Origin of the sequence: Streptococcus equi subsp. zooepidemicus (assembly GCF_015689395.1) — a bacterium.
Classification (GTDB): Bacteria; Bacillota; Bacilli; order Lactobacillales; family Streptococcaceae; genus Streptococcus; species Streptococcus equi.
Genome location: NZ_CP065054.1, coordinates 888,190 through 905,105, shown reverse-complemented (window position 1 = coordinate 905,105; position 16,916 = coordinate 888,190). Strand labels below are relative to the sequence as shown.

Here is a 16,916-nt window from a genome sequence, read left to right as displayed (position 1 = left end):
TCCCATTCCTTTTCTGTGTTATAGTAAGCTTTTATACAAATCAAGGTAGGCCAGACTAGCTGTGTCCCATGAAAAATCTTTGGTCATGGCATTTTGTTGAATCGTCTGCCAATCCTCCTTGTGGTTATGGTAAATATCAAGGGCAAACAAGAGCGTCTGCGTTAACCAAAATCCTGAAAACTGATCAAAGCCAAAACCAGTTCCAGTCTTTTCATAAGCATTGTAGGAGGCAACAGTATCCTTCAAGCCGCCGATCTCATGGACAATCGGTATCGCGCCATATCTCATAGCCATCATTTGCGAAAGTCCACAGGGCTCAAAAGCACTTGGCATTAAAAAGAGATCGCAGGCTCCATAAATGTGCTGAGCTAATGGCAGATCAAAGGTAATATTAGCAGATAGCTTTTCTGGATAGGCCTTGGCAAACCATGAAAAGGCAGCCTCATAATCAGGATCACCTGTTCCTAACAAGACCAGCTGAACGTCCTGCTGCAGGATATGCGGTAATTCCTCAAGAACAAGCTGAAAGCCCTTTTGATCCGTCAAGCGCGAAACCATACCAATCAATGGAACATCTGCCCTGACTGCTAACCCTAACCGTTCCTGCAAGGCCTGTTTAGTAGCCGCCTTACCTGATAGATCCTTAGCTGAAAACGGAGCAGGCAAATGAGGATCCCTTGCTGGGTTAAATAAGTCAGTGTCAATGCCATTCACAATGCCTGATAGCTTGCCTGCCTCCATTCGCATGACTTGATCCAAGCCCTTTCCAAAGGCTGGTGTCTGAATTTCATGCGCATAAGAAGGTGAAACAGTGGTTACCCGATCTGCATATAGGACTGCTGCTTTCATCCAGTTCAGGCCATCATGCCAACGCAGGGTGCCATCCTCATAGCGCTCCATACCAACACCAAACAAATCGCCTAGCATGCCAGCATCAAACTGCCCTTGAAATGCAATATTATGAATGGTAAAAACTGTCCGAATCGCTTGATAGGCCTGAATCCAATGGTATTTTTCCTTCAATAGGAAAGGAATCATAGCAGTATGGTAATCATGCACATGTAAAATATCTGGAATAACTCCGATTTTCTCCATTGCTTCTATGGCAGCCAGCTGGAAATAGGCAAAGCGCTCACCGTCGTCCCAATCACCATAGATCCTGCCTCTAAAGAAATAACCTTGATTGTCAATAAAGTAAAAGGTCACCTTATCCTTGACAAGCTTTTTAATGCCCACGTATTGGCGTCTCCAGCCAACCTGCGTATAAAAATACAAGACGTCCTCAACCTGCTGACCAAAGGCTTGATCAACCACGTCATAATAAGGCAGTATCACAGACACCTCATGACCATTTTTAACAAGTGATTTAGGCAATGCCCCAATGACATCGCCTAGGCCACCTGTCTTAGCAAAGGGAGCTCCCTCTGCTGCAACAAACATTATCTTCATTTTATCATATCCTCAACAACCTCAGTCCCCTTGGCAACAACTATTGGCTCCTCAGCGCTTCCTCTAATAGTAACACCTGGTGCAACCCTTACGGATTTATCAATGATAGCATAATCAATGACAGCACCCTCACCAATCACTGCCTTTGGCAATAAAATACTATTTGTAACACGTGCCTGTGAGGCAATGCGACAATTGCGAGAGACAATTGAGTGCTCGACATAGCCCTTGACAATGCTTCCTGAAGCAAATTGGGCATTGTTCACCTCAGAAGCCGCATCAAAATAGGTTGACTCTTCATTTTTGACACGCGTGTAGACCTTCTGATTAGCATATAATAGTGAATAAAACTTATGCGGATCCAGCATGTCCATATTGGCATCAAAATAAGATTTAACAGAGTGAATATTGGCAAGATAGCCCGTATATTCAAAGCCAAGAGCACCCTCTGATACGATAAGATCGCGCAATAAGAAGCGTAGCTTTTGAGGGTTTTCTTTTTCGGCTTCTTTTTCCATCTGTTCAATTAACCATGGGGTATTGACGATGTAAATGCCTGCTGACATTTTTTCAACCTCCTGCCCCTCAGACAGACTTTGCCTGTCAACAACAGTATCTGTCTCGTCAATATCTAAAATATCGTTAGCCTTAGAGATGGCCTTGGTCGGCATTTTCTTGTAGACAACCGTAATGTTGCGATGGTTGGCATTGTGCAGATGAATAACCTGCCCAAGCTCAATATTGCAGAGAATATCACAGCTCATGTAAATGGTCTGATCTGACCCTGAGCGCTTTAAATAGGTCAAAATCTGCTGATAATAGTCCTTGTCAGCCTCTTTAGAATCCTCCTTGGTGTTATAAAAGCCAAGGAAATAATGACTTAGTAAGGAATTAAGCCCCCATTCACGACCTGACCTGATATGATCAAACACTGAGCGGATATTTTGCCCACGAAAAATACCATAGATGCTACGGACACCTGCATTGGCAAGATTGGACAATTGAAAATCAATGAGCCGATATTTCCCATCAAAGGGTAGGTTGGCTAATGGTCTTGTGTCTGTTAACCCCTTCATTTCAGCAAAGCCAATTGAGCTGCCTAGGATGGCAGAATATTTATCAATCTTCATTTGGTACCCCCACTACTTCATTATAGCCTACGACTTGAACGTCCTTGCTACCATCAATAACCACATGATCGCCAATGACTGCTCCCTCACCAATAATAGCTCGTGTAATCCTTGCACCCTCGCCAATAATAACATCGCTCATGATAAAGGAATCCTTAACCTCAGCTCCCTTTCTCACTTGCACATTGGTAGACAAGATAGAATGGTTGACCTTACCAGAGATAAAGCTGCCATCTACTACCAAAGAATCCTTGACCTCGGCGTCCTCTGTGATAAAGTTTGGTGGAGCGATATGGTTTTTAGAATAAATCTTCCAAGAACGATCACGACTGTCTAGGGCATTTTCCTCACCGATATATTCCATATTGGCTTCCCAAAGAGACTCAATCGTTCCGACGTCCTTCCAGTAGCCTTTAAAGTTATAGGTGTAGACACGCTCGCCAGACTCAAGATAGGACGGAATCACATGCTGACCAAAGTCAGACATATCAATGTTGTTTTTTTCTGCGTCAACCAGCATGGTCCGAAGGCGCTGCCAATTAAAGATATAAATACCCATTGAAGCCTTGGTTGATTTTGGATTGGCAGGCTTTTCTTCAAATTCGACAATGCGATCATTGGTATCTGTATTCATAATACCAAATCGACCGGCTTCCTTTAGAGGAACATCAATCACAGCAACAGTCAAGCTAGCCATATTAGCCTTATGCGTCTGAAGCATGTCGTCATAATCCATCTTGTAAATATGATCACCCGACAGGATCAGCACATATTCAGGATTAATGCTATCAATATAATCAATATTTTGATAGATGGCATGACTAGTTCCTTGAAACCAACGATTTCCCTCTGTTGCAGAGTAGGGCTGTAAAATCGTAGCACCAGAATTAATACCGTCTAATCCCCATGACGAACCATTGCCAATATGATTATTTAAGGCAAGAGGCTGGTACTGGGTGATAACCCCCACATTATGAATCCCTGAGTTAGCACAATTGGATAGGGCAAAATCAATGATACGATACCGACCTCCAAATTGCACAGCAGGCTTTGCAATGCTCTGTGTCAATTTTCCTAAGCGAGTTCCTTGTCCCCCTGCTAATATGAGGGCTAACATTCCATTCTTCATTTCGTTATCCTTTCATGACTGTAGTGACTTCTTTTGGTTGAAACAGCTAAGTAAGCAGTGAATAGCTTATTGCTTCTGACGACGCTTGATTTTCCAGATGCTTGCTCCTAGTGCAGGCAGGGTAAAGCTCAAGGTCTGCGGATAAGTCTTCCATTTCTTGGCTACTGTGCTGGTTAAGGGATTGTGCTCCTTCCAGACACCTCCAAAGGCCTCAAGCTCTGTATTGAAAATCTCTTCGTAAAGACCTGCTATTGGCACACCTATGGTAAAGTCTGGTCTTTCAACAGGTGTCATGTTAAAGACACAAAGCAGGAGCTCTCCTTTATTGTTTTGACGACAAAACGACAAGACTGATTCGTCCTTATTGTCTGCATCAATAATATCAATGCCGTCATAGGTTTCATCATTTTGCCACAGCATGCTATGGTCCTTATATAGCTGATTTAGGCTGGCTGTGAAATGCTGCATTTTGGCATTGAGCTCGTCCTCTAAATTTTGCCACTCCAATTGATGGTCGTATTTCCATTCTAAAAATTGTCCAAACTCAGATCCCATAAAAAGCAGCTTCTTACCTGGATGGCAGATTTGATAAGTGTAAAGGTTTCTTAAGCCTGCAAATTGATTGTAGCGGTCTCCCCACATTTTATGCATAAGGCTTTTTTTGCCATGAACAACCTCATCATGAGAAAAAGGTAAAATATAATGCTCCTTAAAGCAATACATAAAACTAAAGGTTAAGAGATTGAAATCGTATTTTCGATAATAAGGGTCCTCTTCGTAAAACCTAAGAATATCATTCATCCAGCCCATATTCCACTTATAATCAAAGCCTAGTCCCCCTTCTGCAACAGGGCTGGTTATTGGGGTAGCTGAGGTCGCCTCCTCTGCAATCATCATCACATCAGGGTGTTTTTCCTTGATAACTGTGGTTAATTTTTGAAGAAAGGCTATCCCCTCAAGGTTTTGGTTGCCACCATATTGATTCGGAGTCCAAGGGCCTTGATCATAATCCAAGTAAAGCATATTGCTAACAGCATCTACTCGAATGCCGTCAACATGATAAGCCTCCAGCCAAAAAAGGGCACTTGAAATCAAAAAGGACTGTACCTGAGTTTTACCCAAATCAAAATTTAGGGCCCCCCAGCCATAATTATGAGCACGATGGTGATCCTGATATTCATAGGTAGCTGTACCGTCAAAATAAGCTAAGGCGTCATCATTTTGTGTAAAATGCCCTGGGACCCAGTCGATCAAGACACCAATATTATTAAGATGACAGGCCTCAACAAAATCCTGAAAGGCTTCTGGGCTTCCAAAGGTTGACTCAAAGGCAAAGTAACCCATCAGCTGATAACCCCAGCTCATGTCTAAGGGGTGAGCCATGACCGGCATAAATTCAACATGAGTGTAGTGCATGCTCTTGAGATAGGGAATGAGCTCTTCTTTTAGCTTGCTAAAGTCATAAGGCCTTGCGTTTTCGTCTTTTTTCCATGAATGGGCATGAACCTCGTAAATATTAACTGGACGCTGCCTAAAGCCAAAACGCTTTCGACGTCCCATCCATAAGCTATCACGCCATTTTTTGACTGGAAGGGTTTTGACAATAGCACCCGTTCCTGGTCTAGCTTCAAATAGAAAGGCCACTGGATCAATTTTTTCAACAAGCTGACCACCTTGGCGCCTAACCCAGTACTTATAAATATCTCCTTCCTGCGGCAAGCTAGTGGTAACCTCCCACACGCCAGCCTCATTTCGTGTCATCTCAAGTGGATTGGACTGCCAATCAGTAAAATCTCCAATCAAGCTGACAGCCTCTGCATTGGGCGCCCATACCCTAAAGACATAGCAGGTGCCTGTGTCATTGTTAATACGATGAACACCTAGATAATCCTGTACATGGAAATTCTCACCTGTGCCAAAGGTATAAAGCGCTAAGTCATTATCCATCCCATCACCTCTTCTTTCCCTACTCCTAAACCCTTTTTCAAGGCGCTAAGCGATATGATAAGCAAGGTCCTAATAGGTCTCTGCTAACTGTGACTACAGCCCTTTTATCCTCGACAACAAACAAAAATAACCTGAGAACACTCAGGCTATTGTGTGATGTCAAGGAGCATCGCTGTCAAATCCTCTAGCATTGATTCGCTATGTTGAAAGCGCTTATCATCTGTTTCAATTATAACATGATTAGCAGGTGATTGCAAGCGGTTTCTAAAATTAGAGAAAATCAACCGATACTTTCTTTCATCTTCTACTGTAAAGCTAATAAAGCCGGTATTATCGTCAGCATGCTCAATGTAAACATGCTGTCTGATTTGTTCAAATGACGGGTATGAAAACAAAGGCGTTTTGGTTTTCAGATAGATTAGCTTTTTCATGATGGCGACTGTTTCTCGCTCCAAGCTAACCTGTCTCCAGTCAACCTGATTCACATGGTCAGGTGCATTGTAGGAATTCATCGCCCTTTCTCGGTCTGCCTGTGTCAGCTCCTTATCCTGACCTGTTGGGTAAAGCTTTGTTCGTAAAAATTCCTGACCAAGCTGCATAAAGTAAATCCCTTGCATGAGAATCGTCATGGCTGAGGCTAGCTGAACCCGTTTGACATGATCCTGCTTGCTATCCTCTGGATTCAAGACCCACAGTAAATCATTGAGGTTATAGTTGTCATGGGCTTCAACATAATTAATCACCTGACTAGGTGTACCATAAGAAACCAGCTCATCACTGCCCAAAATAGACTTGGCTACAAGTCCTTCTGTCGGTGCACCTGATACAAAGCCCTTCTCAAAGCTACCATAAACCTCTGCCCCCTTAACCGCATTACGCTGATCATCATTAAAAAAGCCGATGCCAGGCATTTTACTAGCATTTTCTTTTTTAGCCTTCTGCTCAGCTGCCAGACCAACTCCCATGTCCCAGCCCTCACCAAAAACAAGTATCCTTGGGTCAATCTTATCTAGCTCTTGTCGGATAAGATTCATGGTGTCAATATCGTGTAAGCCCATCAGATCAAACCTGAAGCCATCAATGTTAAACTCATTGGTCCAATATAGGATCGAATCAAGCATGTATTTGCGATACATTTCCTTTTCACTAGCCGTTTCATTGCCACAGCCAGAGCCATTTTGAAAGGAGCCATTAGGGTTCATCCGGTAATAATAATCCGGAACCGTCAGCTGAAAGGCTGACTCTCTTGATGAGTAGGTATGATTGTACACCACGTCCATGATCACATTGATGCCTGCATCATGATAAGCCTGAATGACCTCCTTTAATTCCAGGATACGGGTAGCTGGCTCATGCGGATTACTGGTAAAGCTGGCTGCTGGAACATTGTAATTTTCAGGGTCATAGCCCCAATTATAGGCATAATCTCCATTTTCATCAAAGAATTGATGATGGTCAAAGACCGGCTGGAGCTGAATATGCGTAATGCCAAGGGACTTGACATAATCAAAGCAGGTTGAATCTCCAAAAGCATTGCGCGTGCCTGTCTCAATCAGCCCCTTAAATTTGCCACGATTAGCCAAGCTAACGCCCGAGGTTTCTGATTTTGAAAAGTCGCGAACATGCATTTCATAGATCACCGCCTGATTAGGATTGTCTAAGCGCCAGGTAGCCTCCTTACCCTGCTTCACTGAAAAGCCCTGCGGTCTTAAATGCTCCGGTGCAATGACAATTGACCTTTTGCCATTTGCTGTCGTTGCGATCGCATAAGGATCCCTAGTGTCTCTAAAGGTACGCCTGCGATAATAAACCCGGTAGCAATAAGCATGGTAATTATAATCACCTCTTAGGCTGATGTCCCACACACCACATGTGTTTTCTGCATGATGATCTGGCGAGTACTGCTGCCCACGCTGCATGGGCAAAACCTTGGCAACACTAGCTCTCTCATCAGTCGAAGCATAGAGAATGAGCTCAACCTTTTCTGCTGTTGGGGCCCACAAACGAAAAGACGTCTCCTCAGGCTGATAGCGAAAGCCTAGCCAGCCACTAAAGCCCCAGCGCTTGTCAAAGGCCTGACTATTGACAGCCATATCAAAGGCATGCACATCACATCTACCATAATGCCGACTAGCCACAGCAGCCTGTCTCGAATAATAAACCGTAGGATCACCATCAACAAGCCATACCTCAGTCTTTGGAACCCCATAATCACGCTCAATCCGAAAATCAACGGTTTGATAATGCCAAAACTGATCCTTTACAATCACATAAGCATGGCTCAAAAAATAAGGTGCTGGATAAGTGAGATAAGCAACTGCTCCAAAGCTGTCAAACCTCGAAAAATAAGCGTCCTTGCCCAGCTTACCATCTCGCCATTGCCATAGACTTAATTGAAAATAATGTCCCTTGCAACTATGATAATGAACAATAACTGCATTATCCATCACTAGCCCTATTCCTCCAATCCCTGCTCTAAATCCTCTACCTCATGCGCAAATTTCTTGACCATTTCTTCGATTTCCAGCTCCTCCTGGTCTAGGACAAGGGCATCATCTGAAATCAAGTCAGTATTGGCAAAAAAGGTGATGTGATTTTTTAAGTTTTCTAGGGTCATTGGTGCATCACCACCATATTCACCATCTAAATTAATCATCATGCGCTTATCTGATTGGGGCTCAATGGTGATTTTACTGGTTTTAATGTATTCGACGCGGCGATCCGTAACATGCTTACCACCGTCAATGATCAACCGCAGCAGGTGCACAATTTCAAACAGGTTGGCTGTTTTAATCAAAATAAGGGTAAACATGCCATCATCTAGCTTAGCATCTGGGGCAATCTTTTCAAAGCCACCAACAGAATTAGTGATGGCTGCAAAAATCATTGATACCTCTCCCTCAAAAATGCCATGATCATGCGTGATTTTCACCGGAACATTACTCACTCGAGGCAAGAGCTCCACTCCCTTAGCCAGATAAGCCAGGTAGCCAAACATGGTTTTGAGCTGACTAGGGACACTATAGGTCAGCTCTGTCAGGCTTCCTGCGGCTGCAATATTGATAAAATAAGTGTCTTTTTTGGCACGCCCTATATCCATGCGAATCGTTTGATTTTTGCCGATCAGCCTAGCCGCTTCAACGGGATTGCCTCTTGGTACCTTTAAGGCCCTAGCAAAATCATTTGTGGTTCCTGCTGGAATAATCGCCATCTTAGGCCTTTTTTCTAAGGGAGCAATGCCATTGACCACTTCATTGATCGTCCCATCACCGCCAGCAGCAATCAAGAGGTCAAAGCCTGCTTTAGCTGCCCTTCTTGCCTCCTTTAAGGCTGAGTGCTTAGCTGCTGTCGTTTGAAAGGCAGAGGTTTCATAGCCAAAGCCTTCCAAAATATCCAGCACCTCTGCAACGTTTTTTTTCATGATTTCTTGACCAGAGGTTGGATTGTAAATCAGACGAGCCCTCATTTGTTTTTTCATGTTATTACCTCACTAAAGATTGAGCAACCAATCCTCATCTTCAATTCTGATGCCCAGCTGCTGAGCCTTTGCCAGCTTAGAGCCTGCCTCGCTGCCAGCAACCACTAAATCTGTTTTTTTAGAAACGCTTCCTGTTACCTTGGCACCAAGCTGCTCAAGCTTTTCCTTGGCTTGGGTACGGTTTAGCTTTTCTAATTTTCCTGTCAATACTACTGTGAATCCAAAAAGCTCAGCCTGCCGATCAGGTCTTTGGCCCAAATAAGCTAGATTAACACCTGCCGACTTTAATTCAGCTAAGAGCTGAGCTGCTTGATCCTGCTGGAAATACTGCACCAGCGATTGTCCAATGACCAGACCAAGTCCATCAATTTGCGCCAGCTCCTCAGCGGTCACGCTTAACAAGGTCTCCAAATCACCATAGGTCTCTAATATCAAGCGGCTGGCCTTGGCTCCAACGTGACGAATACCAAGCCCAAACAAGAGCTTTTCAGCTGAGTTAGCCTTTGATTGTTCAATAGCTGCCAAGAGCTTTTCAGCTGATTTTTCCTTGATGCCATCTAGCGTCAGCAAGTCCTCCAAGCTTAGCCGGTAAATATCCGCCACATCATGCACCAAGCCAGCAGAGTAAAGCTTTTCAACAACTGCCGGACCAAGTCCAGCAATAGCCATCGCCTGACGACTGGCAAAATGCTCCAAGCTCCGCTGAATAAGACTTGGGCACAAGGGATTAATACAGCGCAGAGCTACCTCGTCCTCAAAATGCACTAGCTGACTCTGACAAGAAGGACAGGCTGTAGGAATGGGCATTGGGGTCTGATTGCTGCGCTTTGCCTCAACCACTCGTAAGACAGCCGGAATAATATCACCAGCCTTATACACCACCACCGTATCCCCAATGCGAATATCCTTTTCTGCAATATAATCAACATTATGCAGAGTAGCTCGACTGACAGTGGTGCCTGCCAGCTGAACAGGGGTCAAATTAGCTGTTGGTGTGACCACACCTGTTCGGCCAACTGTCCAATCCACAGATACAATCTCAGCCTCCTTTTCTTCTGCCGGAAACTTATAAGCAATAGCCCAGCGTGGTGCCTTGACGGTAAAGCCAAGCTCCTCTTGGATAGCCAGCTGATTAACCTTGATCACAACACCATCAATCTCGTAGGGCAGCTGCTCTCTAGTGGCTTCGATGCTCTGGATAAAGTCCCAAATGTCAGTCATAGATGAGGACAGCAAATAATGGCTATTGACCGAGAAGCCTAAATCAGCCAAGCGCTCCAAGGTCCTTTGCTGGCTATCAGCAGCCTCTAAGCCTACCTCCTGATACAAAAAGGTCGCTAGCTGCCGCTTGGCAACAATCCTAGTATCCAGCTGCCGCAACGTTCCTGCCGCTGCATTTCTTGGATTGGCAAATTCTGGCTCACCATTTTCCTGGCGCTCTTCATTGATCGTCTTAAAGGCCTTGCGCGACATGTAGGCCTCTCCTCGTATCGTCACATCAAGTGCTTGATCTAGCCGTTTGGGAATATCCTTAATGTTCTTGATGTTTTCAGTGATATTCTCACCAATAGTCCCATCACCACGCGTCGCTCCAACTTTTAAAATACCAGCCTCATAAACCAATGAAATGGATAAGCCATCAATTTTTAACTCAGCAAGGTATTCAGCCTCAGGAAAGGCTGATTTGATCCGCTGATCAAAGGCGTTAAGCTCCTCACGTGAAAAAGCATCCTGCAAACTAAAGAGCGGATACTGGTGCTGATATTTCTGAAAGCCTGTCAAAATCGTACCGCCCACCAGCTGAGTGGGGCTACCCTTTAGGACATAGGCTGGATAAGCCTGCTCCAGCTCTACAAGCTCACGATAAAGCCTATCATACTCACTATCAGATACAGAAGGAGCATCATTTGTGTAATACTCCTGACGGTATTGATTTAACAGATCAGTCAATTCTCTTATTCGTTTTTTCATAGTCTTATTTTATCACAAAACATAGCAAATAAGCTATTGCCTAGCTAGTAGAAAGTAAAAAAGCTTCCCAAAAGGAAAGCTTCATCTAGCTATTATTGTCGTAAATTAATGCGTTTTGATAAGCGATCAATGATCATAGAGCCGATGATAAGCGAAGCCAATTCCCCCACAGCAGTGGTAAACCAGGTTAGGAAAAATGGTGCTCCAAAGAAGTAAAGCTCAATAGCAACGGTGATCATAGAAGTCGCAAAAAATAGTGAGAAATAAACAAAGGCCTTATTCAGCAAGCCATTTAAGAGATATTCCTCTTGGTATTGCTTAAATAAAGCAACACCTAAGCTAACAAAAATGAGCGTTGAGCCTCCACCCACCAAAACATCAATCAAGCCAAAGCTATAAAAATTAGCAATCATACAGCCCAAGGTCACCGCAATGATATACTTTTTATGGTAAAAAGCCAAAAAATTCATCATCTCGGCAACCCGAAATTGATACATGCCATAGGAAATAGCATTCAAGGGTGGGGTGATTGTCAAAACCACATAAAGGGCAGCTACTAAAGCAATGTGAACATAGTCACGAACAGTAAAAGTTGTCATGTGTTTCTCCTTTGACGTCAGACTAGAGCATAAACAGCTCCGCCACGTTTGTAATATGCTTGGTGAAAGGGAACTAAGCACCAAGGGTTGCTAAGCAACGCCTACATTGTACCATAAAACCAAGCTATTGACAAAGCCATAGCAGCCTAAGCCCTTACAAAAAGCATAAAATCCCATACTATACAGCAAAGCTTAGGCGATTCCACTAAAAGACAGCAAAACACCAAAAAGCCGCCTGATCAGTTTAAAATCTAACGGCTTTCTCATGTGATTATGATATAATGTTCTTTGCAGAAAAGCTAAGGCGGTGGCTCTGATTTCTGAAAGGTAGGTGATGCCTATGGGCAATGCATCAAAATCCAACAGAAAGGAGCGTTTTATTGTCTACTTACGAGGCCCTTCAACTCATGCTGGCTTTTGGTAGTTTCTTACTTACCTTAATCAGCTTAGTCGTTGCAATCGTCATATTAAACAATAAAAAATAACCGTCTGAACTTTGGTAGGTCGACGATTATTTTTTAATAATTAAAGATATGCCACCGTCTTAAACGGTTCTGCATAGGGTAGTTGTTTGTGCAACTGCCCTTTCTCTATTCCCATTATATCCCAACAGGGAAAAATAGTCAAACGAGATACGGGTTTGGGCAGCTAGATCACTAGCCAACTCCTCAAGATCTCTCTTTTTTGCTAAAATCGGTCAAAAGCAATCCCTCTTAAATCAGCTGTTATATTCCTTTTGAGTATAGGTTTTGAATGCTCATAAGGAGCATTGTGTTCGTTTCTAAGCATAAGATATTGTACTATGAACCTAGAAGCATACCCCTCTTAGATCGCTCGCTTCAACCACCTATAATAACACCAGCAGACAAAATGCAATAGCCGCTCTGCTGCTGGCCTACCCCAAAGAAATCCTTTACTTCCTTTCCTGACGTTTCCTAAACAGGCTAAAGGAGCTAAAGACAGCTGTTAAGCCTAAGATACTTACCATAAGGCCTGTCTTATCACCTGTTTTTGGCAATAGCTGTACACGTCCTGCCTTAGAGGCTTGAGTTGTCGCAGCTGGTGCTGGGGTTTTCTTTGGCTGAGCTGATGGCGCTCCTGGCTTATCCTTCCCAAAGGAGAGCTGAAGAAGCAACGGATCATGGTCAGAGGCACGTCCATGCGCTTCCATAAATGGTGAATTCACATGAACCATATCAAACTCGTAGCGACCAAGCAAATTGCGTGAAACAAGCATGTTATCAAGCGTTTGGTTATTTCCTCTGTAGAAGTAAGAATAACGGTCAGAAAGCTCATGCCTGCTCACCAAATTAGCCATATCTCCTTCTTCAATCAGCTTAATGGTCTTCGTAAACTCATAATCGTTAAAGTCACCCAGCATAACGATATTAGCCTGCTGACTAGCCCCCTCCTTAGTAAATTGGCTCAAAAGCCTTGCTAAGACATGACGTCTTTCTTCTGATTTAAAGGTTACCGGCTGAACACGTCCATATAATGAATTGTCTCCTCGTTTAGAATTCAAATGATTAGCAACCACTACCACCTTATGACCTTGGAAAATAAACTCAGCAGCCAGTGATTTTCTAACACTCTTCCAAGCAGGATTGGTTGGATCAATTCGTCCAACGCTAAGACTTAGCTCGCCATTTACCCACTTCACAGCGTCATTGACACCACCCTTAGGCTTGTCAGAAAGGCTGACACGCTCTGACTGGTACAAGAAGCCTGTACGAATATTGCTGCCCGGCTGCCCACCATCAGCATTATTTTCCGGAGCAATATCCACATATTGATAAGTTGGTCCACCTAATGCTTTAATCGCATCAATCAATCGTTGAGCACTTTGTGTGGCATCGGTTGTACCATCATCAGTAGGTCCATTATTATCCTGAACCTCAATAAGACCGATAATATCAGGAGCATTTAAATCATAAATAAAGGATTCTGCAATACGCCTTACTTTTTCGTCCTTGGTTGATGATGGATTTGCTGAGAAGTTTTCAATATTGTAAGAAGCAATGCTTAGCTTGCTAGGGTCCTTTTTGATCTGTGTCTTTTCAGGCTTGAGCTGGCCATCAGTTAAGATTGGTATATGACTACTGTCATCGACAAAGACCTTATAATTACCATAGCTGTAAGACACCGGACCTGTAAGTCGTCCCTTGTAGGAATCACCGGCCTTAATGGTTTGCTTTCCATATTTAAAGAGAACCGGAATCAGGTCTGTATTATAGCCTGTTTCAGGAAGCAGGATACCGCCTGAATTGGTCAGCATGCGGGTTGATGAGCCTGGCAAAACATAGATTTCTTTATGAGACATTGGGCCTAAAATCTTGGCATTATCAACGGCAACAAGCATTCCTTCCAAGGATTCCCAAAAATCAATAGCGTCCTCTTCTGGATCAAAAACACTAAAGCCATCATTATCAATGATATTAGCTGGAGCAACACGATCCTTACCTAGCACAAGCGGAGCTGGTACCTGAGCAGTCCCTGTTTTAGTGACCTTAGATGCCTTGATTTGCGTAATGGTCAGATCCGTCTGCTTACGGTCATCGTAGCCTTTGCCAAAGAACTCCTCCACTGTTCCGGAAATGGTCAGCACATCACCAGCCTGCACCTGAGCATTTTGAGCAAAGACACGAATACCGTCTGAGGTCGCCTTATCGTTGTCACCATTAATATCTTGCACATAGAAATGAGTTGCATCATCAAGATAGGTCACCACCACCTCTTTTACTGTTACAGCTTGATTCAAGAGCGGTGAGGTGTGGCTGGCACCTTGAATTTGGCCGATTTTAACCACTCGACCAAGAGGAGTCACCTCTTCTTCTCGAACAACCTTCTTTACTACCTCAAATTGCTCAAGGCTAAAGGGCTTGAGCTGGAGCTTCCCATCAAAGGTTGAGTGAATAGCTGTCAGATTAATCACATCACCCTTGCCGATTTTAGAGAGTAAGTCAGAGGTCTTAACACCTGTACGATTATCAAGACGCACCGCAACACTATTGCCAGCTGTATCGCTGACCTTAAAAGAGGAGGTTTCGTGCTTATCTGATGAAATGTCTCCAACAGTCACATTTGAAAGCTTCACCAGGGTAGACGGGCTTGCTTTTTCTAGCTCCGGAATGGTTACCTCAGCAATAGGTGTTGGTAATTCGCCATTAATCTTATGATGCTTTGTAATCGTTTTAAGCTGAAGCTCACCCTTGTAAGTAGTCAGTGTTCCTGTCAGCTGCACCACATCACCAGTCACGTACCCCAAAGCACTTCCTGGATAAATGTAAAGACCTGATCCCTGACTGTCCTGGATATAAAAGCCATGACCCCCCCAGCCATTAACAGCACTGATGATTTTGCCAGTAACGGTATAAGGCTGACCCTCTTGACCAGCTCTAACCACTGCAATCGGCTGACTTCCATCGGCATCAGCTAGAACAGCAAGATTTAAAGCGCTTTCTTTATCCGCAATAACAAGAGCCTCTACTGGTTCTGTCGCAGAAACAGATTGAGCAACTGGCTGATCAGCCTCATCGGTCTTTGTTACTGGAGATGAGTCGGTACTTGGTGATAGCCTTAGCTCATCTGCATAAACAAGCTGAGCTGAAGGCTGTGCAGTCACCTCTTCAACCACAGTAGGAACAGCGATTAATGCCAATAATGAAGCATAAGTAAAAAATTTCTTATTCGACATAAAAACTCCTTTTTAATGCATCTTAGTTTACACGCTTATTGTAACAAAAATAACAGATAAAATAAATATTTTTCTTTTTTTCTCATATAAAGTTAGCCCAAGTAAACGCAAAAAACTAGTAAAAGCCAACACCAATCTCACCATTTCCCAGACTCATCAGCGTTAAAAACAGCTTTCCTCAAGCAAGGAGCAGGTCTAATCCAACCAGATAAGAGCACATTAAAAAAGTCAGAAGATACCCCAGATAGCAATAGCGAGCCTTAGTTGAGGCAAAACCAGTCATCACCTAAAGCCACCTATAAGCACCAAACAATAATCTACTTGTCAAGGAGACTACTTGATCGGCCTCATCATATGAGACGCTCAGCGCCCTTAGATCCAAGGTCTAGCCATAACATGACTCCAAAGCTTGCTGCCATTCACCTAGAAAGAGCGCACAAAAAGCTAGTTCAAGCTAAAGACTGGTTAAAAGCATTTTAACAGGTCACTAAGCTTGCTAATATGGACATCACTAGGATAAAGCCTATCGTCCGGACTGGACGCAGCAAGTCCTTGATGAATCCTGATAGCTGTCATTCCCAGTGTCTTAGCAGGAATAATATCATTGTCAACACGATCACCAATATAAACAGCATCACGCGCTAATACGCCTGCTTGATCAAGTGCATAGCGAAACAGAGCAAGATCAGGCTTTTGTAGCCCCACATCAGAAGATGATACAATAAGAGCAAAATAATGACTAATCCCAAACCTCTCTAAGCGCTCTTTTAGACCCTTTGCCTGATTAGCAATAATTCCCAGCTGATAAGTCTTAGACAAGACCTGTAGACAAGGCTTTGTATCCGCAAAGAGCCTCTCCAGCTGATGGCTCCATTTGGGACGCTGACACCCCTTAGGAGCAAGACGCTGCCACAGCAAATCAAACTCACAAATCCCTGCGGCTGTCAGCATATTGATTGAGGATAGTAATTCTTCTCTAGTTAATTGCTTTCCGCAACGGGCTAGACTGATACGCCACTGCTTCATAAACGCATTAAAAGCAAGGGATTCATCAATCAAGGTTGAGCCCACATCAAAAAATAACCATTTAGTCATCACACACCTCCTTGTTCCTACCTTTCGTCGTGAATACCTGATACTCAAGCCTTCAAAGACTTGCTATTTCCTTCAACTACAGCAGCTACTCCCGCTAATTGCTGACAAGATTAGCCATCTAGTCTTATCATCAGCCTGATCAATACCAGCCACCCGCACCAGCCCTCTCCTACCTGTAGCAGCTGCTAAGTCCTTCGACTATTGAACACCTCTGCCTTTTCAAAAAAGCTAAACAGATGATCTGTTCAAGTGGCCTGCTATAAATTTAATAACACAGAATAGACCTATATCATAAAACCGTTTTACTGTCATGTTCCAAAAACTGGTATAAGCTTATGACACTATAGACACAAAAAGGAACTAAAATGATAAGTTCAGTAAACAAAAGATATGCCTAGTGATGTGAACTGCTCCCTGTCAAGTA

At 43.6% G+C, this 16,916-nt stretch carries 11 protein-coding genes and 1 riboswitch; of the genes, 1 reads left to right on the top strand and 10 read right to left on the bottom strand.

Annotated elements, in window-relative coordinates:
• Nucleotides 1-18: 18 nt before the first annotated feature.
• The 8 genes from glgA to I2432_RS04230 all read right to left on the bottom strand — a co-directional run bounded on the left by glgA (nucleotide 19) and on the right by I2432_RS04230 (nucleotide 11,703).
• On the bottom strand, nucleotides 19-1,449 hold the full coding sequence (glgA, locus tag I2432_RS04265; RefSeq protein ID WP_206159000.1) for a glycogen synthase GlgA: 1,431 nt from the start codon (nucleotides 1,447-1,449) through the stop codon (nucleotides 19-21).
• The gene (glgD, locus tag I2432_RS04260) at nucleotides 1,446-2,579 is read right to left on the bottom strand and encodes a glucose-1-phosphate adenylyltransferase subunit GlgD (RefSeq protein ID WP_043025646.1); all 1,134 of its coding nucleotides are present in this window, start codon (nucleotides 2,577-2,579) and stop codon (nucleotides 1,446-1,448) included. Before glgD ends, glgA begins: the two co-directional genes overlap by 4 nt.
• Nucleotides 2,569-3,708: a glucose-1-phosphate adenylyltransferase gene (locus I2432_RS04255; RefSeq protein WP_012678117.1), complete on the bottom strand. Its 1,140-nt coding sequence runs from the start codon at nucleotides 3,706-3,708 to the stop codon at nucleotides 2,569-2,571. The genes glgD and I2432_RS04255 overlap by 11 nt, the downstream gene beginning before the upstream one ends.
• Before the next feature lie 66 nt (nucleotides 3,709-3,774).
• Nucleotides 3,775-5,655, bottom strand: a complete 1,881-nt coding sequence (glgB, locus tag I2432_RS04250) for a 1,4-alpha-glucan branching protein GlgB (RefSeq protein WP_206158999.1) — start codon at nucleotides 5,653-5,655, stop codon at nucleotides 3,775-3,777.
• Between the two features lie 146 nt (nucleotides 5,656-5,801).
• Nucleotides 5,802-8,102 (bottom strand): type I pullulanase, encoded by a 2,301-nt coding sequence (pulA, locus tag I2432_RS04245; protein ID WP_138119998.1) that lies wholly within the window; start codon nucleotides 8,100-8,102, stop codon nucleotides 5,802-5,804.
• An 8-nt stretch (nucleotides 8,103-8,110) separates the two neighbouring features.
• A complete protein-coding gene (locus I2432_RS04240) occupies nucleotides 8,111-9,133 on the bottom strand; it encodes a diacylglycerol kinase (protein WP_043029612.1) in 1,023 nt (340 codons plus the stop codon).
• A gap of 12 nt (nucleotides 9,134-9,145) precedes the next feature.
• Nucleotides 9,146-11,104, bottom strand: a complete 1,959-nt coding sequence (gene ligA / locus I2432_RS04235) for an NAD-dependent DNA ligase LigA (RefSeq protein WP_042670492.1) — start codon at nucleotides 11,102-11,104, stop codon at nucleotides 9,146-9,148.
• A gap of 92 nt (nucleotides 11,105-11,196) precedes the next feature.
• Nucleotides 11,197-11,703, bottom strand: coding sequence for a QueT transporter family protein (locus I2432_RS04230; protein ID WP_042670491.1), 507 nt, complete (start codon nucleotides 11,701-11,703; stop codon nucleotides 11,197-11,199).
• A riboswitch (PreQ1 riboswitch) is annotated at nucleotides 11,701-11,819 on the bottom strand. It overlaps the preceding gene by 3 nt.
• Before the next feature lie 231 nt (nucleotides 11,820-12,050).
• Between I2432_RS04230 and I2432_RS10410 the strand changes: the two genes are divergently transcribed.
• On the top strand, nucleotides 12,051-12,188 hold the full coding sequence (locus tag I2432_RS10410) for a putative holin-like toxin (protein WP_074632251.1): 138 nt from the start codon (nucleotides 12,051-12,053) through the stop codon (nucleotides 12,186-12,188).
• A 428-nt stretch (nucleotides 12,189-12,616) separates the two neighbouring features.
• Here I2432_RS10410 and I2432_RS04220 read toward each other — a convergent pair whose 3' ends face one another.
• Together I2432_RS04220 and I2432_RS04215 are read right to left on the bottom strand one after the other, a co-directional pair.
• Nucleotides 12,617-15,397 carry a DUF8508 domain-containing protein gene (locus I2432_RS04220; RefSeq protein WP_206158998.1) on the bottom strand — a complete coding sequence of 927 codons (2,781 nt, stop codon included), beginning with the start codon at nucleotides 15,395-15,397 and terminating at the stop codon, nucleotides 12,617-12,619.
• A 465-nt stretch (nucleotides 15,398-15,862) separates the two neighbouring features.
• Nucleotides 15,863-16,492 (bottom strand): HAD family hydrolase, encoded by a 630-nt coding sequence (locus I2432_RS04215; protein ID WP_231147224.1) that lies wholly within the window; start codon nucleotides 16,490-16,492, stop codon nucleotides 15,863-15,865.
• Between the last annotated feature and the right edge of the window lie 424 nt (nucleotides 16,493-16,916).